17 protein-coding genes and 1 riboswitch are annotated in these 19954 nt (G+C 56.8%); of the genes, 7 read left to right on the plus strand and 10 right to left on the minus strand.

What is annotated here, in order from left to right; all coding sequences use genetic code 11:
* Positions 1–2 precede the first annotated feature (2 nt).
* The 3 genes from TH25_RS01860 (at position 3) to TH25_RS24850 (ending at position 3173) form a co-directional block, all read left to right on the plus strand.
* The gene (locus TH25_RS01860) at positions 3–1304 is read left to right on the plus strand and encodes an aspartate aminotransferase family protein (RefSeq protein ID WP_114086711.1); all 1302 of its coding nucleotides are present in this window, start codon (positions 3–5) and stop codon (positions 1302–1304) included.
* Between the two features lie 72 nt (positions 1305–1376).
* Positions 1377–2876, plus strand: coding sequence for an L-piperidine-6-carboxylate dehydrogenase (gene amaB, locus TH25_RS01865; RefSeq protein ID WP_114086712.1), 1500 nt, complete (start codon positions 1377–1379; stop codon positions 2874–2876).
* Positions 2877–3008: 132 nt separating this feature from the next.
* Positions 3009–3173 (plus strand): hypothetical protein, encoded by a 165-nt coding sequence (locus tag TH25_RS24850; RefSeq protein ID WP_181847342.1) that lies wholly within the window; start codon positions 3009–3011, stop codon positions 3171–3173.
* Between the two features lie 71 nt (positions 3174–3244).
* Here TH25_RS24850 and TH25_RS01870 read toward each other — a convergent pair whose 3' ends face one another.
* The 6 genes from TH25_RS01870 to TH25_RS01895 form a co-directional block, all read right to left on the minus strand.
* Positions 3245–3853: a superoxide dismutase gene (locus tag TH25_RS01870; protein ID WP_114086713.1), complete on the minus strand. Its 609-nt coding sequence runs from the start codon at positions 3851–3853 to the stop codon at positions 3245–3247.
* Between the two features lie 320 nt (positions 3854–4173).
* Positions 4174–5154 carry a cyclase family protein gene (locus tag TH25_RS01875; protein WP_258548986.1) on the minus strand — a complete coding sequence of 327 codons (981 nt, stop codon included), beginning with the start codon at positions 5152–5154 and terminating at the stop codon, positions 4174–4176.
* Positions 5155–5307: 153 nt separating this feature from the next.
* Complete coding sequence (locus tag TH25_RS01880; RefSeq protein ID WP_258548987.1) at positions 5308–5613, minus strand: hypothetical protein; 306 nt, start codon at positions 5611–5613, stop codon at positions 5308–5310.
* A 479-nt stretch (positions 5614–6092) separates the two neighbouring features.
* Entirely contained in the window at positions 6093–6761 is a 669-nt protein-coding gene (thiE, locus tag TH25_RS01885) for a thiamine phosphate synthase (RefSeq protein WP_114086714.1), read from the minus strand.
* Entirely contained in the window at positions 6758–7573 is an 816-nt protein-coding gene (gene thiM, locus TH25_RS01890; RefSeq protein WP_114086946.1) for a hydroxyethylthiazole kinase, read from the minus strand. The genes thiE and thiM overlap by 4 nt, the downstream gene beginning before the upstream one ends.
* A gap of 66 nt (positions 7574–7639) precedes the next feature.
* A riboswitch (TPP riboswitch) is annotated at positions 7640–7764 on the minus strand.
* 144 nt (positions 7765–7908) lie between these two features.
* Complete coding sequence (locus tag TH25_RS01895; RefSeq protein ID WP_114086715.1) at positions 7909–10299, minus strand: Tex family protein; 2391 nt, start codon at positions 10297–10299, stop codon at positions 7909–7911.
* Positions 10300–10481: 182 nt separating this feature from the next.
* On the opposite strand from TH25_RS01895, the gene TH25_RS25775 reads away from it, so the two are divergent.
* Positions 10482–10808 (plus strand): DUF1674 domain-containing protein, encoded by a 327-nt coding sequence (locus TH25_RS25775; protein WP_258548988.1) that lies wholly within the window; start codon positions 10482–10484, stop codon positions 10806–10808.
* 21 nt (positions 10809–10829) lie between these two features.
* Here the strand turns inward: TH25_RS25775 and TH25_RS01905 are convergent, their stop codons facing one another.
* The 4 genes from TH25_RS01905 to TH25_RS01920 all read right to left on the minus strand — a co-directional run bounded on the left by TH25_RS01905 (position 10830) and on the right by TH25_RS01920 (position 14763).
* Entirely contained in the window at positions 10830–12152 is a 1323-nt protein-coding gene (locus TH25_RS01905) for a type II toxin-antitoxin system HipA family toxin (protein WP_114086716.1), read from the minus strand.
* Positions 12149–12469, minus strand: a complete 321-nt coding sequence (locus TH25_RS01910; RefSeq protein ID WP_147252969.1) for a helix-turn-helix domain-containing protein — start codon at positions 12467–12469, stop codon at positions 12149–12151. The genes TH25_RS01905 and TH25_RS01910 overlap by 4 nt, the downstream gene beginning before the upstream one ends.
* Positions 12470–12612: 143 nt before the next feature.
* Positions 12613–13278 carry a ribulose-phosphate 3-epimerase gene (gene rpe, locus TH25_RS01915; protein ID WP_114086718.1) on the minus strand — a complete coding sequence of 222 codons (666 nt, stop codon included), beginning with the start codon at positions 13276–13278 and terminating at the stop codon, positions 12613–12615.
* Positions 13279–13404: 126 nt separating this feature from the next.
* Complete coding sequence (locus TH25_RS01920) at positions 13405–14763, minus strand: RsmB/NOP family class I SAM-dependent RNA methyltransferase (RefSeq protein WP_258548989.1); 1359 nt, start codon at positions 14761–14763, stop codon at positions 13405–13407.
* Between the two features lie 185 nt (positions 14764–14948).
* Here TH25_RS01920 and TH25_RS01925 point away from each other — a divergent pair, with 185 nt between their 5' ends.
* The 3 genes from TH25_RS01925 (at position 14949) to purH (ending at position 19882) form a co-directional block, all read left to right on the plus strand.
* A complete protein-coding gene (locus TH25_RS01925; protein WP_114086719.1) occupies positions 14949–15992 on the plus strand; it encodes an MraY family glycosyltransferase in 1044 nt (347 codons plus the stop codon).
* Positions 15993–16162: 170 nt separating this feature from the next.
* Positions 16163–18073, plus strand: a complete 1911-nt coding sequence (locus TH25_RS01930; protein ID WP_258548990.1) for a polysaccharide biosynthesis protein — start codon at positions 16163–16165, stop codon at positions 18071–18073.
* 231 nt (positions 18074–18304) lie between these two features.
* Entirely contained in the window at positions 18305–19882 is a 1578-nt protein-coding gene (purH, locus tag TH25_RS01935) for a bifunctional phosphoribosylaminoimidazolecarboxamide formyltransferase/IMP cyclohydrolase (RefSeq protein ID WP_114086948.1), read from the plus strand.
* Positions 19883–19954: the final 72 nt, after the last annotated feature.

Raw genomic sequence — 19954 nt, forward strand, 5'->3', positions numbered from 1 at the left:
CCATGCCCCGTGATGATATTTCCGCCACCAGCAGCCTGAGCACCCGTCAGAAACAGTCTGTTTCATCGGGGATCCGCACGGTGCATCCGATCTATCTGGATCGTGGTGAAAATGCCGAGGTCTGGGATTGTGACGGCAAACATTACCTGGATTTTGTTGGCGGCATTGGGGTGCTGACATTGGGCCACCGCCACCCGGCCGTAATGGCCGAAGTGACCGCGCAACTGGCGCGTTTTACCCATAGCTGTTTTAACGCCCTGCCGCATGAACCCTATATCGCGGTAACGGACTGGCTGGCACAACATTGCCCGATCGAAGGCCCGGCAAAATCGATGCTGACCAATTCCGGGGCCGAAGCGATGGAAAACGCCCTGAAACTGGCGCGTGCCTTTACCGGGCGCAGTGCCGTGTTCGCCTTTGATGGCGGGTTTCATGGCCGGACAATGGCAACCCTGTCACTGACCGGCAAGGTCGCCCCCTATAAGGCGGGGCTGGGGGCGATGCCAGGCACGGTGCATCACATCCCGTACCCTTGCCCGGAATCGGGTGTGTCCGATGCGGATGCTTTGGCTGCGATTGATCGCCTTTTCAAAATTGTTGCCGAACCGCAATCATTTGCTGCTGTGGTGATCGAGCCGGTTCAGGGCGAGGGCGGGTTTCGATCCTGTTCACCCGCCTTCATGAATGCGCTCCGCCAGCTTTGTGACCAGCATGGCATGATGTTGATTGCCGATGAAATCCAGTCCGGCTTTGGCCGTACGGGCAAAATGTTTGCCATCGAACATGCCGGTGTTTGCCCCGATATTGTGGTGATGGGCAAGGGTATTGGCGGGGGCTTTCCCCTTGCGGCCCTGACCGGGGCGGATGACGTGATGAGTGCGATGGCCCCGGGCGGCCTTGGTGGAACCTATTCCGGTAATCCAGTGGCCTGTGCGGCAGCACAGGGCGTTTTTAAGGCCTTTGCCAATGATGATATTCTGGCGCGCGCCAATGCGCTGGGCCAGCGATATTGCGATTATATCGAAAAACTCCGCACCCTGCCGGGCGGAGACGTGATTGGGCGGATGCGTGGCATTGGGGCCATGCGCGCCTTTGAACTGGTCGATGGGGAGGGTGCCCCGTCGCCAAAACGACTGCAAACTTTATTGCAACTGGCCCGTCAGAACGGGCTATTGTTAATGCCAAGTGGTGAATATGCCAATGTGGTGCGCCTGCTGGCCCCACTGACCATCCCGTTTGACCAGGTTGACGCGGCGTTTGCCATTATCGCGCGCCTTTTACCAGCCCTTGCCGATGTGCAATAAGGGTATCAACCACAAACGGGCTGGCAAATTGGTCAATCACCCCGCCAGACCCAAAAGGAAAGGGAGCTTATCGTGAGCCATACAAAGATTTTAGCCGAACTCGGCCTGACCGATGATGTGATTTCGGGCGGAACCCTGAAGGTCCAGACCCCGGTTGACGGGTCCGAGATTGCCAGCGTGACCGAAACCGACCCGGCGGCCATGAGCGACATCATTGCCAATGCGAAACGGGCCTTTGGCGAATGGCGCCAGGTGCCGGGCCCCCGCCGGGGCGAATTGGCCCGCCTGCTGGGCGAAGAACTGCGTGCTGCCAAGGAACCGCTGGGGCGTCTGGTATCGCTGGAATGCGGCAAGATCTATCAGGAAGGCCTGGGTGAAGTTCAGGAAATGATCGATATTTGCGATTTCGCCGTCGGTCTGTCGCGCCAGCTTTATGGTCTGACCATTGCCTCCGAACGTCCGGGCCATAAAATGATGGAAAGTTGGCATCCGCTGGGGGTTGTCGGTGTGATTTCCGCCTTTAACTTCCCGGTTGCCGTCTGGTCGTGGAACACCGCACTGGCCCTGGTCTGCGGCAATGCCGTGATCTGGAAACCGTCGGAAAAAACCCCGCTGACGGCACTTGCCTGCCAGAACATCCTGAAACGCGCACTGGACCGTTTTGGTGACGCGCCTGAAGGCCTGCATCAGGTGGTCATTGGGGCCCGCGACATTGGCGAAGCCCTGACCGACAGCCACGATGTGGCGCTGGTTTCGGCAACCGGCTCCACCCGCATGGGCCGCGAAGTCGCCCCGCGTGTGGCGCAGCGTTTTGGCCGCACCATTCTGGAACTGGGCGGCAACAATGCCATGATCGTTACCCCGTCGGCCGATATTGATATGACGGTCCGCGCGGTTGTGTTCTCGGCTGTAGGTACCTGTGGGCAGCGTTGTACCTCGCTGCGCCGCCTGATCGTGCATAAAGATGTCAAGGACCAGTTGCTGCCGAAAATTATTGCCGCTTATAAATCGGTCAAAATCGGCGATCCGCTGGCCGATGGCACCCTTGTCGGCCCGCTGATCGATGAAGACAGCTTCAACAATATGCAAACCGCGCTTGCCAATGCCAAAAAGGATGGCGGCACGGTGCATGGTGGCGATCGTACGCTGGCAACGGAATATCCCGATGCCTATTACGTGACCCCCGCAGTTGTTGAAATGCCCGGTCAGACGGAAACCGTGCGCAACGAAACCTTCGCGCCGATCCTCTATGTCATGACCTATGAAACCCTGGAAGAGGCGATTGCGCTTCAGAATGGCGTGCCGCAGGGCCTGTCATCGTGCATCTTCTCGACCGATCTTCGCGAAACCGAACTGTTCCTGTCGGCTGTTGGCTCGGATTGCGGCATTGCCAACGTCAATATCGGCCCATCGGGTGCGGAAATTGGCGGGGCCTTTGGCGGTGAAAAGGAAACCGGCGGTGGCCGTGAATCCGGCTCGGACGCGTGGAAAGGCTATATGCGCCGCGCCACCAACACCATCAACTATTCCCGCGAATTGCCGCTGGCACAGGGTATCAAGTTCGATATCTGATCATCCTGCCGCCAGGATTAAGGCTTTGATCTCAAGCACCGTCAGCATTCCTGCTGGCGGTGTTTTTGTGCCGGGGTGTTTTCTGCGCTATATTGTTATGAGGGTACAATCACGGGCGGGATTTGAAACCTGATGGCGGATACATCTAATAATGACGAATGTGAGGATTGGCAGGCAGAGCTGATCCGTTTGCGTCGGGATCAATTGTTTGATGGGCGGGCAGAGTTGGTTGCGCATGAAGCCGTTTTGACCGAGTTCGCGCAGAGATTTGGTCTTATCGACCCCGAAACGACTTGATTTTGAAAGCAGGCACAAAAAAAGCGGCCCCCGAAGGAGCCGCTTTGTGGTCTGCTTCAAAGCGTTAGCGATTAGCCAGCTTTGGAATACAGTTCGGCAACATAGTCCCAGTTGACCAGGTCGTTGAGGAACGCCTTGACGTAATCCGGGCGACGGTTGCGGTAATCGATGTAATAGGAATGTTCCCAAACGTCGCAACCGAGCAGCGGGGTTTCGCCCTTGACCAGCGGGTTTTCGGCGTTGGCATAACCACCCACAACCAGTTTGCCCGCGCTGTTGAGCGACAGCCATGCCCAGCCCGAACCGAACTGGCCCACACCGGCAGCGGTGAAGTCTTCCTTGAATTTGTCAACCGACCCGAAATCTTCGATGATTTTCTTTTCGAGTTCGCCGGGGATGTTGCCACCGCCATTCGGCTTCATCATCTGCCAGAATTCAACGTGGTTGTAATGCTGGCCAACCTGGTTGAAAAGTTTCGGGTTCGATTTGTCTTCATAGGTTGCCACAACCAGTTCGGCAAGCGATTTGCCCGACGCAAGGTTGGAACCTTCCAGCAGTTTGTTGCCGGTTTCGACATAGGCATTGTGGTGCTTGTCATGGTGGAATTCGAGCGTTTCAGCCGACATATACGGTGCAAGCGCGTCATAGGCGTAGGGGAGTGCTGGAAGTTCAAGAGCCATGATACAATACCTCGAATTTCGTTATCGTTAATCAGTGCGGGTCGCACAAAGCTCCCGCACCATATCCCCATTTGGTTGTTCTGTGAAAGTTAAATTGCCGTGCAACCCGTTGTTACAAGGTAATTTTGCTTTCCTTTCATCCAAATGGAGGGTGAAACTTGCCTGTCCCATCTATCTAGGACAAAGTTTGTTTTACGCAACGCCCTTTACAAAAGCATCATGCAGATGATGCCACGGTCCGGAATACTAAGATGCAAAACGCGCCGGGTGTTTTGACGTTCCCGGCGCGATCAGAGATTTTTGTTTGGCAGCGATCCGTATTAATCGGCCGTGGGCCGCATCACGCCATTTTCATCGCGTTTAAGGGGATAGGGCTGCTCGGGCAAAGGGGCGCCGGGGGCATCGGCCAGGGTCACGCCATATTTCCAGTCTGCCGGCGCAATGGCCACATAGCGGGCATACCCGCCCGTGCCGCCCAGCGGTTTGGCAAAGCCGATTGAAATCAGCGCACCGGTTTCGGGGACCTTATCGAGGTTGGCAACCCCCTCGGCCTGGGTGAAGTTATTGTGCATCAGCCAGTATTCCCCCTCCAGGTTCGGGGTGGTGTCGGTATCGAGCGGTTCGTGGCCGTGGAACAGGATGTGACGTTTAAGATGGAGGAATTTCAGTGCCTCCAGCCCGACACCGGGAAACGGTGTTTCGTTAAAGCTGTCAATATCATCCCAGCGTTTATACCAGTCAGACCGCACCATCACGACCGATCCTTCCGGGATGCGGCCATGTTTTTGTTCCCAATCCTCAATATCGGAAACCTGCAGGTAATAGCCCTGATCCTTGGCAACCTTGTCGGCAATATTGATCACCACAAGCGGACGCACACTATAGGTTGCCGGAAGGTCGCTAATGGTGGCCCCCATCGGGTTCCAGTGCGCGGGCGGGTCCAACTGGGTGCCATACTGGTCGGTTGGCAGGTCATAGGCGGTGGCAACAAAGCCGTGTTTGGCATAGGTGAATTCTTCACCCACCGAAACATAACCCGGTATATCCTGGCCTGCGACAGCCGCCTTGAATTTGGCATTGCCAAAACCCGGCCAGACCGGCTGTACCGGCGCAAAGGCGTGGGTCAGGTCAATATATTTGGCCGTTTTAAAGCTGGCATCATAGGCGGACCATAAGCCGGGTGCGGTTTTGGCTGCCGGTTCGGTATCGTTTTGTACCATTGGTCCGGTTTGCGCACAGCCTGCAAGTATTAAAAACGTTACCGGCAGAAAGGCTGTTGCCAGCCTGGATGAAATTCGCATGTGAAGTTCCCCTGATAAACGTGTTTGAACGAAACCGTTCCTGAACGTCTTTGCCCTTTATTGTCGGGCTGCTAGATAGGTTCCAGCATTTTGGGGTATTAATTCACAAATGCAGGGGGGCAGGCAAGGGCCATAACCATGACCATGACCCTGTTATTCCTTATACAGGCTGACCATATTCTTGATATCGGTTCCCTCGCGAATCATCACGCCATATTCGCCTTTTTGCAGGCTGCTGATGTTCAACTGGCAGGGAAAACGGCTGCAGTTTTTCTGCAGGGCCATGCTGCCATCGGGGTAGGTTAACACAACCTCGCCACGCGGCGCATCGGCATGAATTGTTACCGTATCAGTCACGGCTTTTGGGGCAACCTTGATCGCAGCCAGGGCAGCTGTCGTCACTGACAAAAGACCGATCAGGGCGAGAACCACCGGTTTGCTGCGGAAAGACTTCGGCATGGACGTCTCCTCGCAAAATAACAGATGCGATAAACCGGCAGCGCGGGCAACAGACTGTCATTTTCCGGGAAAAGATACCGGGGCAGATCGTGCGTTCCTGTGTGCCATCGGGCCAAAACGACCCTTGTTTATCGTCGTTAACCCGGAATATGACAGCCAATCTGGCGCTATTCGGGGCGCGAATGAGGCAATTCCATGCCGAAAAGGGTAGGGGATTTATACAATCGCATGTGTAAAAGCCCGTTAATGCCTTGTTCCACAGGGAATTTTTGTGGTTATTTCAATTTTTGCAATGCCTGCCTTAATTTTGGCAAAGGGGGACATATTTTTACTCCGTGCGCGTTATTTGCTGCGATGAAGGGCAAAAATACATCATTGCCGGATTTGCGGGCCGGATTCGCCCGCTTGCGGGAAGTGCCGGGACATGCCCAGTTTCATTATGAATGTTTATTATGAATGCGGGGCTGGTCCCGGGGATGTTAATTTTGGCCGGTTTGGAAGGGGCCGGATGCCAGCCGGGCACGGGCGTTTTTGATTGCATCTGCCAGTTGGCGGGTGGCTGTTTCGGGGTTTTTCTGCCCGCAAATGGCGGAAACAACGGCCAGACCATCGGCACCACTTTCCAAAACATCTGTTACATGTTCCTGTTTCACCCCGCCAATGGCAACCGACGGCAGATTGCAAAGGGTTGTCAGATGCGCCAGCCCCTCAAAGCCGATGGCGGGTTTATGGTCCGGTTTGGTCGATGTCGCAAAAACCGGCCCGATACCGACATAATCAATGACGCTTTTGTCGATTTTGCGGGCGACAGCTTCGGATTCAATCGACAGGCCCAGTATTTTGTCTTTGCCCAGTTTCTGGCGGGCCATTTCGGCGGGCATATCGTCCTGGCCCACATGCAGGCCATGCGCATCAATCGCAATGGCAGCCTCAATATTGTCATTAACGATTAGCGGTACGCCGCTTCCCGCCATTGCCGCCCTTAATGCGCGGCCAATTTCAATGAATTCACGGGTGCTGGCGGTTTTATGGCGTAGCTGGACCATTGTGGCACCGCCCCTGATGGCGGCCATTGTGGTTTCCAGCATCGAATGATCGCGACACAAATCGGGATCCAGCACCAGATACAGCGACAGATCAAACGTCATGACAGAACCTCGATCCCGGCGTGGGTTTCAAGGGCGGCACCATCCAGATTATAAAGGGCATCCAGGAAGGCCGTGGCAAAGCTGGCCGGGCCGGATGCGGTTTTCTCCGCCATTTTTCCGGCAGCGGCAAAACAGGCCAGGGCGGCAATGGTGGCCTCAAACGGGGCCTTGGGTGCCGTTGCGGCAAAGGCACCCACCAGCGCGGTGAGCGAACAGCCCATCGCCGTTATTTTCGGCATCAGGGCAGACCCGCCATGAATGCGAACGGCTGCACTGCCATCGGTAACAAAATCGCTGCTGCCGGTTACGGCAACCACGCATTTTTGGTTTTGGGCCAGGGTTTTGGCGGCTTCTTCGGCCTGTTCAACCGGGTCGCCACTATCCACTCCCTGACCGGCACTTTGCCCCCCGGCAAGGGCAATGATTTCGGAAGCGTTGCCGCGAATAATGGTGGGCTTTAACGCCAGCAGGGCCGTAACAGCGTCACGGCGAAAGCCGGTGGCAAAATGGGCGACCGGGTCCAGGACCCAGGGTTTTTGTGCCGCGCTGGCGCCCGTGGCGGCTTCTTTCATGCCCGCGACCCATTCGCTGGAAAGGGTGCCGATATTTACCGTGAGCGCCCCGGCAATGGCGGCAAATTCACCGCTTTCTTCAGGCGCATGGACCATCGCGGGCGAGGTCCCTGCCGCCAGCAGCGTATTGGCGGCAATATTCATTGCCACATAATTTGTGATGCAATGAACCAGCGGTGCCGCATCGCGCATGTCGGTCAAAAGCCGGGCGGGGGAAAGGTTTTGGTGTGTGTCAGTCATGGCAAGGCTCCCATGCAGGTGCGTTTGGAAACCCAGTTCGGTGCCGGAATGATGTTGAAACGCGGTGTAAAGCGTTTGCACCCTCCCTACGCCAGTATGAACTGGATCAGGTTCAACGGGTCACTGCGCTGTCTGATTTCCCAGCCGTGGCAGTTTCTCAGCCCCCTGTCGGGGCTCCCCTTGGTGAACCCGCAAGATGGGTTTTGTTGATCGTCCTGTCAATGTGCTGTTTGCAGGGGGGATGGATTGGTATCAGCCCACAGGCAAAAAGAAAGGCGGGGTGCGCAAACATCCCGCCTTTCGTTCGATGTGTTTATCAGGCCAATTTGCCGGGATTACTTGCGCCGTTCCATGGCCGCCTTCAGGGCGGCGGCCATTGCCCCGCCCCCGGCATCACCCGCCGATGCCGCTTTGGCGTTGCCACGGCCATGATTGCCGCCATTTCCGCCATTGCCGCCTTGGCGGCGCGGCTGGTTGCGGTCCTGGTGGTTATGGCGGGCACCGCTGGGCTGGCTGCGCTGTTCGCGCCGTTCCTGCGTTCCTTCGTAATCGGGGGCGGATTTCATCGACAGGCCGATGCGTTTGCGCGGTGCATCCACTTCCATCACCGTGACGGAAACGATTTGGCCTGCCTTGACCACTTCGCGCGGGTCGGCGACAAATTTGTCGGCCAGTTGCGAAATATGAACCAGGCCATCCTGATGCACGCCAATATCGACAAATGCCCCAAAATTGGTGACGTTGGTGACGGTGCCTTCCAGTTTCATGCCGACTTTCAAATCCTTGATTTCATTGACGCCCTCAATGAATTTCGCGGTTTTGAATTCCGGGCGCGGGTCACGGCCGGGTTTGTCAAGTTCGGCCAGGATGTCGCGGATGGTCGGCACACCAAAAACATCATCGGCGAATTTTTCCGGCCGCAGGGTTTTCAGGAACGGGGAATCGCCAATGATGCTGGCAAGGTCCCGGCTGCTTTCCCGGCTGATTTTTTCGACAACCGGGTAGGCTTCCGGGTGCACGGCGGAGGCATCAAGCGGATTATCACCGCCGCGAATGCGCAAAAAGCCCGCACATTGTTCAAAGGCCTTTGGCCCCAGCCGTTCGACCTTGCGCAAATCCGTGCGCGAACGGAAGGCCCCGTTCACATCGCGATAACCAACAATATTGCGCGCCAACCCTTCGCTAAGCCCGGCAACACGGGTCAGAAGCGGGATCGACGCAGTATTAAGGTCCACACCCACACCGTTCACGCAGTCTTCCACCACCGCGTCGAGCGAGCGGGCCAGTTTGGTTTCCGAAACATCGTGCTGATATTGACCAACCCCGATGGATTTCGGGTCGATCTTCACCAGTTCGGCCAACGGGTCCTGCAAACGGCGCGCAATCGAGGCCGCACCGCGCAGCGATACGTCCAGATCGGGGAATTCCTCGGCGGCAAATTGTGATGCCGAATAGACCGACGCCCCGGCTTCGTTAACAATGACCTTGGTTGCCTTGATTTGCGGAAAGGCATTTAACAGCATACCGGCAAGCTGGTCCGTCTCGCGCGAGAAAGTGCCATTGCCAATCGCGATCAGCTCGATTTTATGTTTGGCGGCAAGGGCCGCCAGCGTGTTAATCGCGCCCTGAACATCATTACGCGGCTGGAACGGATAAACCGTTGCCGTATCCACCAGCTTGCCGGTGGCATCGACCACGGCAACCTTCACGCCGGTACGCACCCCCGGGTCCAGGCCCATAGTGGCCTTTTGCCCGGCCGGGGCCGCCAGCAGCAGGTCTTTCAGGTTATCGGCAAACACCTTGATGGCATCTTCTTCTGCGCTGTCACGCAAATTGCCAAACAAATCAAGCTCGATCGACAGTGACAGTTTGACGCGCCAGGTAAAGCGCACGGTGTCACTCAGCCATTTATCGGCCGGGCGACCCTGGTTGCGAATGCCGACATGGGCGGCAATCACGGTTTCGGCGCGGCCCGGTTCGCCGCGCGGGCGGTCTTCGTCTTCGGCACCCAGGGTCAGTTTAAGCTGCAAAATGCCTTCGTTGCGACCCCGGAATAGTGCCAGGGCACGGTGTGACGGGCAGGTTTTGATCTTTTCCGAATGGCTGAAATAGTCGGAAAACTTTGCCCCTTCGGCTTCTTTGCCCTCGATGACACTGGCGGTAATTTCGCCGTCATCCCACAAAAGCTGGCGCAGGCGGGCCACCAGGTCGGCATCCTCGGCAAAGCGTTCCATCAAAATCTGGCGGGCACCATCCAGGGCAGCCTTGGTATCTTCGACACCTTTTTCGCCGTCAATGAATTTGGCGGCTTCGGCTTCCGGGTCCAGTTGCGGGTTTGCCAGCAGGGCATCGGCCAGCGGCTCCAGGCCTGCCTCGCGGGCAATCTGGGCCTTGGTGCGGCGCTTTTTCTTGTAGGGCAAATAAAGGTCTTCAAGGCGGGTTTTGGTATCGGCTTCGTTAATCGCCTTTTCCAGTTCCGGGGTCAGTTTATCCTGTTCGCGGATGCTTTCGATCACGGAAGCGCGGCGTTCTTCAAGTTCGGTCAGATAACGCAGGCGTTCATCCAGATTACGCAACTGGGTATCGTCCAGACCGCCGGTCTTTTCCTTGCGGTAACGGGCAATGAAGGGCACGGTCGAGCCTTCATTCAGCAGTTCGATGGTCGCAAGGACCTGTTCGGGACGAACAGAAAGTTCTTCGGCGATACGCTGGGGAATGGAACGCATGGTTTCTCCTTGTTTTGCTCGTCCGCTTGAAATAGCGACTTTCAGGCCCGCTGGAAAGAGCCAGTTTGCGGCAATCACAAGGCAGCTATTAACCGCCGGGGCTTGTCGATTGGGGCGGACGGGGCTATCTGTTGGACAAAGCGTTGAAAATGCCGCGCAAGCGGCCCAGATCGGAGGTCCCGATGGCCGGAAAATTTCGTGAAACCGTAGTGCAGCGGTCCAGCCAGTCCGTTGCCAAGTCAGACGATAAGCCAACATCTTCTGGCGAGAAACCGTCCGTCGTCGGGGCGAGCCAGGCCCCTGACATAACGGACATAAACACAGAGGCACAAGCCGCAGCCGATACTGAAGCCGCATCCGCGCCAGAATTATCGCAAGATGCGATCAATGCCATCGCCGAAGCCAAGGCCTTCCGCGAAGCCGCCCAGCGTGAAATCGGCGGCCCCAAAGGCCCCGAACCGACCCGCTTTGGTGATTGGGAACATAAAGGTCGCTGTATTGATTTTTAAGCTGTTTTTGGCGGGTGCGCGCTAAACAACGTCGTGCAGGGCCGAAACGTTTTTGGTGGCCGCGTCTGGCAGGGTCGCCTGCGCGGCAAATTCGGGCCAGCGTAAAAGGGCGTCTGCAACCTGGTCTATGATGTCGTTGATGCGTGCTTCCCGGATCGGCGATTCCTTTGCCAGTTTGATGAGCTGCTTTCGCGAGATGTCTTTTCCCGCCCCGGCAATTGCCAAACTGTGTTCTCCGCCCGGCCCGTGGGATGGGGTCAGGTCATAGGCAGGCGAGATACGCCAGCGCCAGTTATCGCCATCATCAATGTCCAGAAGGGCGCTATGCTGGCGTCCGTGATCGTCGCGATTATGGGACATGGCATTAAAGGCAGCCCGGCGGAAGGCCTCTTCCAATGCTGTTTCGCTTTGTGTGATTTGCCAAAACCAGTTTAGAAGCGTGCCATAATCAAAGGCAAATTTGCGATGTTCGCTTTCCAGTGCGCCAGAGGCCGATAACATGTGCCAGCGCCGTAAAACGGCCTGACCGTTCACATTTGTGGTTTCGCGATCAAATCGCCGCACAGCAAAAAAGCGTGTTCCCTTTTGTGTTGTGATCAAGCGGGTTTCGGGCATATGGATGCCTGCCTCACGGGCCATCAGGGAATAGGCATATTCAATTTCGGCGGCGTGGGGGCCATCGTCGCGGGTGGTAAATTTGACCATCCAGTGCCCGAAATGAAAATCTGGCAGGGCCGTGGCGGGTCTTATTTGGGCATCTTCGCCCGCATTTTCCTGAATTTGGCACACAATTTTGGGCCGCGCCCCGCCGGACCCGCCAAGGGCGGCCCGCAGATCCAGGGCGTCCTGTAATGTTTGCCCCTCCGCTTCGCCCAAAATACGTTGGGCGGCATCCGAGAGTTCGCCGAGGTCCATTTCGGGGCTTTCCGGCTGCGCCTGTGCTTTTGGTCGATAAGCCAGTGCGCCCATGCCCCCAACGCCGACAATCGCCAAACGGTCAATCGGGGTCAGGTCGCTGCGGCGGATTCCCCGTGCTTCGGCTTCCCGGTCCACCAGCAGCCGTCCCCATCCGTCGGGTAGGCTGTCGGCAAATACCCCGTGCAGGCCATCAAATTCCTCTCTGTCCGCCGGAATGATCTGCTTGCCCATGTCCAGGCTGTGGGGGGAAAGAGGCACCGTTGGTGCAAGATCGTTTTTGGCAGGTTCAAACATGGCGATGCGACGCGCTTTTGACCAGGCAATGCGGCCCAGTTCAATGGATGACGTGCCGGTTTTTCCCGTTGCCAGGCCCTGCAAGCGAATGGTCAGGGGTTCACCAAGTTTCCAGGCCTGTAGCATTGTCATCGTTTGCGGCTCGCCCGTTGTCTGGGTTTGGCATTTTCGCTGGCCAGCATTTCGTCAATGCTGCGTGGCAGGTCGTCATCTGGCTCAAATAAATGTTCAAGATTTTCGCCACGTGACAAGGCCTGCGCAAGGCGTACCACTGTTAGAAATGGGGCCAGGCCCGTATCCTCGAACTTCCGAAGGGTTGGCACGGGCACACCGGCACGTTCGGAAAGTTCCTTGCGCGTCAAATTCATATCCAGCCGTAACTGCTTTGCCGCAAGGCCGGTTTTTAATGCGGTTTCTTCAGGGGAGAATTTATTAAGTGATATAACCATATCAATAAACCACATAAATGCGCTTTTATTGATATCATCATATCACTTATTTTCACCAATGTATTGGTGTTTGTTTTACTCATTCAATTGGAAGGAGCAGGTGTTTTTGTGTGATTGACCTGCTCCGCCAATATAGCGGGGTTTTATGCCCCGCGAATGGCCTTGATATTGGGGGCATATTGGCTGGGGCCGCCTTTGAAGGTGGCGGAACCGGCGACCAGCACATCGGCACCCGCCGCGATCACGTCACGGGCGATTTCCGGATTGACGCCGCCATCGACTTCAAGGTCGATATGCCGTCCGGTCGCATCGATCATTTTGCGGATGCGTTTGATCTTTTCAAGTTGGCTGGGAATAAATTTTTGCCCGCCAAAGCCGGGGTTGACCGTCATGACCAGCACCAGATCAACCAGATCCATCACATATTCGATCATGCTTTCCGGGGTGGAGGGGTTCAGCGAGACACCAGCCTTTTTGCCAAGAGACTTGATCAGTTGCAGGCTGCGATGCAGGTGCGGGCCGGCTTCGGCATGAATGGTGATGATGTCGGACCCGGCATCGGCGAAGGCCTGGATATAGGGATCAACCGGGGCAATCATCAAATGCACGTCAAAGACCTTGTCGGTATGCGGGCGCAGGGCTTTGACAACATCCGGGCCAATGGTGATGTTGGGCACGTAATGGCCGTCCATCACATCGATATGGATGTAATCCGCGCCTGCGGCATCAATCGCGGCGACTTCTTCGCCCAGTTTGGCAAAGTCTGCCGAAAGGATGGACGGGGCAATTTTGATGTTGTGCGTGGTCATGCGCGCAGGGTCCTGATCATGGCAGGTTGAACAAAGGGGAAATCGGTCGCTGCTATAGCGCAATTTCCCCGGCTTGTCATCCAAACCGGCCTTTTTGCCCCGGTCAAATGACGCGGCCTGTGGCCCTCAGGCGCGTTTTTTAACCAGCCGGGCGCAATAAAAGCCATCCATACCGCCCATGTCGGTCATATGGGTGGGCAGAATGCGCAATTCACCAGCATCGGTTATGGCTTCGTCCCAGCCGCCCAGCTCGTCGGCGGTAATGGCTTTGCGTTCATAATTCGGGTGGTCGGCCAAAAAGGATTTCACCTGAAATTCGCCTTCGTCGGGTTGCAGCGAACAGGTGCAATAAATCAGTTCGCCACCCACGGCCAGAACCCGGTCAGCCTGCAGCAGCAGTTTTTGCTGAATCGGCAATAGCGATTTCATCAGGGCATCATTTTGCCGCAACAAAATATCGGGATGGCGGCGAATGGTGCCGGTGGCCGAGCAGGGTGCATCAAGCAGCACGGCATCGGCAATCGGGGCATCATCGGCAAGGTCGGTGGCATCGCCGGTGACAATGGCAGCGCCCAAATCAACCCGTTCGAGATTTTCATAAACCCGGCGCAGGCGCCCTTCGGATTTGTCAACCGCAATGGTTTTGGCCCCGCGTGCGGCAAGCTGCATGGTCTTGCCGCCCGGTGCGGCGCACAGATCATAGATCGTTTTGTTTTCGTAACAGGAAAACAGGGTGGCAGGCAGGGCCGCGGCGGCATCCTGCACCCACCATTTGCCATCCTTATAGCCCGGCAGGTCGCGAATGCGTTGTCCGCCTTCAAGGCGGATGGAGCCGGTAGGTAGCAAAATGCCACCCAGCTTTTCGGCCCATTCGGCGCGTTCTTCGGCATCGCGCACGGAAATATCCAGTTTGGCATGGCCCAGGCTGGCGCGCGCAATGTTGCGAGCCTGATCGGCGCCATAGGCCTTTTTCCACACCCCGCGCAACCAGGCCGGAATGTTAAGCTGCCAGTCCTCCACCCCGTCAGGCCGTTCCACCCCGTCGCGCTGCAGGCCGCGCAAAACGGCATTGACCAGCTTTACATATTTGTGCAGCCCGGCATCACGCGCAAGATTAACCGTGCTATCGACCGCGCCATGTTCGGAAACGTCCATGAAAAACAGTTGGGTTACACCCAGGCGCATGATGTTGGTCAGGCGGTTGGCGGTGCGGTCCTGGGGCTGATGATAGCGCGGGGCCAGGATGGCATCAATTTCGCCCAGATGGCGCAGGGTGCTGCCCAGAAGCTGGCGCAGAAAATTGCGGTCCAGTGACGGCAGGCCGTAACCGTGTTTGGTCAGCAATTCATCAAGCGTGACTTCGCCGCCCCGCAATTCCTGCAGGGTCTTGAGCGCCAGCATCCGTGGATCGGGAAGCACGGGGGCTTGGTTGCGGCGGGTGTCTGAATGACGGTGGCCGGAACGGTTTGAACGGCTTTCACGCACGGACGGGGTTCTCCTTGAATAATGTCATCGTGTAAGTAAGCGCGATGGCAAAGCGTGTAAAGCGTCTTGCCTGCAATTCAGCCCTGCCGCGATACGGGGGAATGCCTTATATCTGAAAAACCTTGCGGTTGCAGGCTGGCATCGGTAATCCAGAAACCGGAATTCATTTAACACGGGTTGATCCAATGTCCTTTGCTGCCCTTGCCGGTTTTTCCGGTGGTTTGCTGGTTGCCTCGCTGCTGCTGACCGGGGTGGTGTTGCGCTATTTGCGTCATAAGGCCATTCTTGACATGCCCAATCATCGCTCCAGCCATGCGGTCCCAACGCCGCGTGGCGGCGGTCTTGCCGTAACGCCATTATTGCTGTTGATGGTGGCCGTTGTCACCTTTTGGTTCGGTGCCGGGCCGGGGAGCGCGATCTGGCCGCGCTGGCTGATGCTGGCGGCCGCGATTGGCCTTGCAGGCATTTGCTGGATGGATGACCGGCATGATCTTTCGGCACGGTTGCGGTTCGGGTTTCAGTTTATCGCGGTCATTTGCGGGGTAACGGCCCTTGATGGCCCGGTTTTGCAGGGGGTGGTGCCTTTGTGGCTGGATCATGTGCTGGTGGTTTTGGCCTGGGTCTGGTTTGTGAACCTGTTTAATTTCATGGACGGCATTGATGGCATTTCCGGGGTTGAAGCCGGATCCATTGGCGCGGGAGTTTTTACCGTCTCGCTGTTGGCCTTTACCCCGGCCTTTGTTGATCTGGGGGTGATCGGCCTGGGTATGACCGCCATCATGCTGGGCTTTCTGATTTGGAACTGGCACCCGGCCAAGCTGTTTTTGGGCGATGTCGGATCGATCCCGCTGGGTTATGTGCTGGGTTGGCTGTTGCTGGAACTGGCATCGCGCGGGGCGTGGCTGCCGGCCCTTGTTTTCCCGGCCTATTATTTGTTTGACGCCACCTATACGCTGGTGCGCCGCGCATTGCGGGGGGAAAAAATCTGGCAGGCACACCGTCAGCATGCCTATCAGCTCGCAACCGGCCGCGGCATGAGCCACGCACGGGTATCGTTTTTGATTTTGCTGGCAAATATCGCCTTGATAACGGTCGTGTTCGTGCCCTTGCCGCTGGTGATATCCGGTGCGATTGGGCGTTTGGTTCTTGCTGCAATTATCGTATTGTTGCTGGTCGGTATTTTGCGCTTCTGGCCGGTGGCAGGCGGGCAAGACCCGACGGGTAAATAAGCCCCATCGCTGCGACCTTTGCTTGACTTGGCGGGGGCAGAACGCGAAAAGATCGATAGATCAAATAATGAAAATACAACCCGCCTTTAGCGTGCGTGAATAACCGGTTTGGGAAATATATGTGGCGATTGATACGGCGTAGCCAGGTGGCCTTTGTCCATGACGTGATCATGGCAGCGATTTCTTTTCCGCTGGCCCTGTATTTGCGTGTTGGCGATGCGCTGCCTTATTTCGTCCCGCAGAACATGGTGCTGGCAACGCTGGGCTTTGCCGTACTGTCGGGGGGCATTTTCTGGCTGTTTGGGCTGTATCGCGGGATCTGGCGGTATGCGTCGCTAAATGACCTGTCGCGCATTGCCCGGGCCGTCACGCTGGCGATTGCCGTTTTGTTTGCCGTGCTGTTTTTAACCACGCGTCTGGACTGGCTGCCGCGTTCCGCCCCGATTATTCAATGGTTTTTGCTGATGGCATTGCTGGGCGGGCCGCGCCTGGCCTATCGCGTGATCAAGGACCGGTCGGTATCAAGGGCGCTGGCAAAACAGGGCGAAAGTCGTATTCCGATTTTGCTGGTCGGGGCGGGCGATGAATCCGAAGCCTTCATTCGAGAAACCCGCCGTTCGGCGCTGGCACCGTTTGAGGTGGTGGGGATTCTCGGCCTGACTGATGGTCGTGTGGGCCGTAAAATGCACGGGGTTCAGGTGTATGACACGGTCGACAACCTCGAAGCGACGCTAGATCGGCTGGAAAAATCCCGGTTGCAGCATCGCCCGCGCAAACTGGTGTTAACCGGTAATGCCCTGCGCCATCCCGATGTGGGTAAATGGGTGGAAATTGCCGACCGGCGTGGCCTGGTTTTGTCACGTTTGCCCAAACTGGGTGATTTGCGCGATGGCATTTCCGACCCGCTGCAAATTCGCCCGGTGGCGATTGAAGATTTGCTGGGGCGCCCCGAAGCCCGGCTGGACCGCGAGAAAGTCCGCAATATGATTGCCGGTCGCCGGGTGTTGGTGACAGGGGCGGGCGGGTCCATCGGCTCGGAACTGGTGCGTCAGATTGCCAGTTATGCCCCGGCGCATATCTGCCTGTTTGATGCGGGCGAATATAACCTTTACGCCATTGATATGGAGCTGTCGGAGAAATATCCCGACCTTCCGCGCTACAGCGTTTTGGGCGATGTGCGTGACCGGCTGCGTCTGGACCAGGTTTTTGCCATCGAAAAACCCGATATCGTTTTTCACGCGGCGGCCTACAAACATGTGCCGCTGGTCGAACATAACCCCAATGAGGGGATTTTGACCAACACCATCGGCACCCGCAATGTGGCAGAGGCCTGCCGGGCCGCCGATGTTGAAACGATGGTTCTGATTTCAACCGACAAGGCGGTAAACCCGGCCAATGTGATGGGGGCATCGAAACGTCTGGCGGAATGTTATTGCCAGGCATTGGAAACCCTGAGTGACGAGGAACGGGGCAAAACCCGGTTTGTCACCGTGCGCTTTGGTAATGTGCTGGGCTCGACAGGCTCCGTCGTGCCGCTGTTTCGTCGCCAGCTGGAGGCCGGTGGGCCACTGACCGTAACCCACGAAGGCATTACCCGCTATTTCATGACGATTGCCGAGGCGGTTGAACTGGTCTTGCAGGCGGCTGTGCTGGGCCGTCAGGGGGTAACAGCAGGCGGCAAGATTTTTGTTCTCGATATGGGGCGCCCGGTCAAGATTATTGATCTGGCCCGGCAAATGATATTGCTGGCCGGGTTGCGCCCGGAAACCGATGTCGAGATCAAGGTGACGGGCCTGCGACCGGGTGAAAAACTTTACGAAGAACTGTTCCACGATTCCGAACCGCCCCAGCCCACCACAACCGATGGCGTGTTGCTGGCCGCGCCGCGCGTGCTGGATTACAGTCTGATCAAATCGGTGCTTGATGAACTGGCCGAAAGTGCACAGGCGCGCAATTCGCAACGGACGCTGGAACTGGTGTCGCAACTGGTGCCGGAATTCCAGCCGCCTGAAATCGGCGTTAGTTCGATCCTGGCCCAGCAGCAGGCCGAAATTGCCAGCCGGGCTACCGAGGCTTCCTGAGGGCGATTGCGGTGCTGCCTTAAAAACGGGCAGACTTCATTTGTGATGACGGGATAGCCGCCTTGCAACAATTCGGGGTCCACATTTAACCCGTTGCGTGTTATTGCTCCGCCCGAAATCGGGCCGGGCCCATTAATGATGCGTATTTGCCGGAATTGGGGTTGGTGAAACCATCATTAATGCGCCCGGGCCATGTTGCTGTATCCGTTCCTGCATGAAAGCGAAGCCAAGATGACTGCCCGTATTGCGCGTGCGCTGATTTCCGTTTCCGATAAATCCGGTATGATCGAATTTGCCAAAGCCCTCCATGACAAGGGCGTTGAAATTCTCTCGACCGGTGGTTCTGCCAAGGCGATTGAAGCGGCCGGTATTCCGGTCAAGGAAGTTGCCGCCCATACCGGTTTCCCTGAAATCATGGATGGCCGTGTCAAAACCCTGCATCCGAAAATTCATGGCGGTCTTTTGGGCCGCCGTTCTGTCGAAAGCCACATGCAGGCGATGACGGATAACGACATCACCCCGATCGATCTTTTGGCGGTGAATCTGTATCCGTTTGAAGAAACCGTTGCCAAGGGTGCCGATTACGACACCTGCATCGAAAATATCGACATCGGCGGCCCTGGCATGATCCGCTCGGCTGCCAAAAATCATGAATCCGTCACGGTTATCGTTGATCCTGCCGATTATGACCGCGTGATCGCCGAAATGGGCGATAACGATGGGGCCACAACCTATGAAACCCGCCGTGCCCTGGCGGCCAAGGCCTATGCCCGTACCGGGGCCTATGATGCGGCGATTTCAACCTGGTTTGCAGGTCAGCTTGGCGAAACCTTCCCGCAGCGTTTGAATGTTTCGGGCGAGCTGAAACAGACCCTGCGTTATGGTGAAAACCCGCACCAGCAGGCGGCATTTTACACCAATGGCAAAAACCGCCCCGGTGTGGCAACCGCAACCCAGCTTCAGGGCAAGGAACTGTCGTTTAACAACCTGAACGACACGGATGCCGCCTTTGAACTGGTTTCCGAATTTGCTGAAAAACCGGCGGTGGCGATTATCAAACATGCCAACCCCTGCGGTGTGGCCGAAGGCGACACCCTGATTGATGCCTATCACAAGGCCCTGTCCTGTGACCCGGTCTCGGCATTTGGGGGCATCATTGCCGTGAACCGCACGCTCGATGCACAAACCGCCGAAGAAATTGCCAAACTGTTTGCCGAAGTCGTAATCGCACCGGATGCGGATGACGCTGCCAAGGCCGTTCTGGCCGCGAAAAAGAACCTGCGTGTTCTGATCACCGGTGGCATGGCCGACCCGGAAGGCGAAGATATGACCCTGCGCTCGCTGGCAGGTGGCTACCTGTTGCAGAACCGCGATGCCGGCCGCGTTAAGCGCGAAGAATTGAAGGTTGTGACCAAACGTGCGCCGTCCGACCAGGAACTTGATGACCTGCTATTTGCCTTCCGTGTTGGCAAGCATGTGAAATCGAATGCGATTGTTTATGTCAAGGACGGTAAAACGGTGGGGATCGGTGCCGGTCAGATGAGCCGCGTTGACAGCTCGCGCATTGCCGCATGGAAAGCGGAAGAAGCCGGTAAAAACGCCGGTGAAGATGCCTTGCGGACTGCGGGTTCTGTTGTTTCAAGCGACGCCTTCTTCCCGTTTGCTGATGGCCTGCTGGCAGCGGTCAAGGCCGGTGCAACGGCGGTGATCCAGCCCGGTGGCTCGATGCGCGATCAGGAAGTGATCGATGCTGCCGATGAAAACAACATCGCCATGGTCTTTACCGGCATGCGCCATTTCCGGCATTAAGTTTTGGCCCCGTTCAGGGCTTGAACATAAAAACGGCGGCCTGTCATGCGGGCCGCCGTTTTTTTTGGTAAT

It is taken from the genome of Thalassospira profundimaris (assembly GCF_003326755.1).
GTDB classification, from domain to species: Bacteria; Pseudomonadota; Alphaproteobacteria; order Rhodospirillales; family Thalassospiraceae; genus Thalassospira; species Thalassospira profundimaris_B.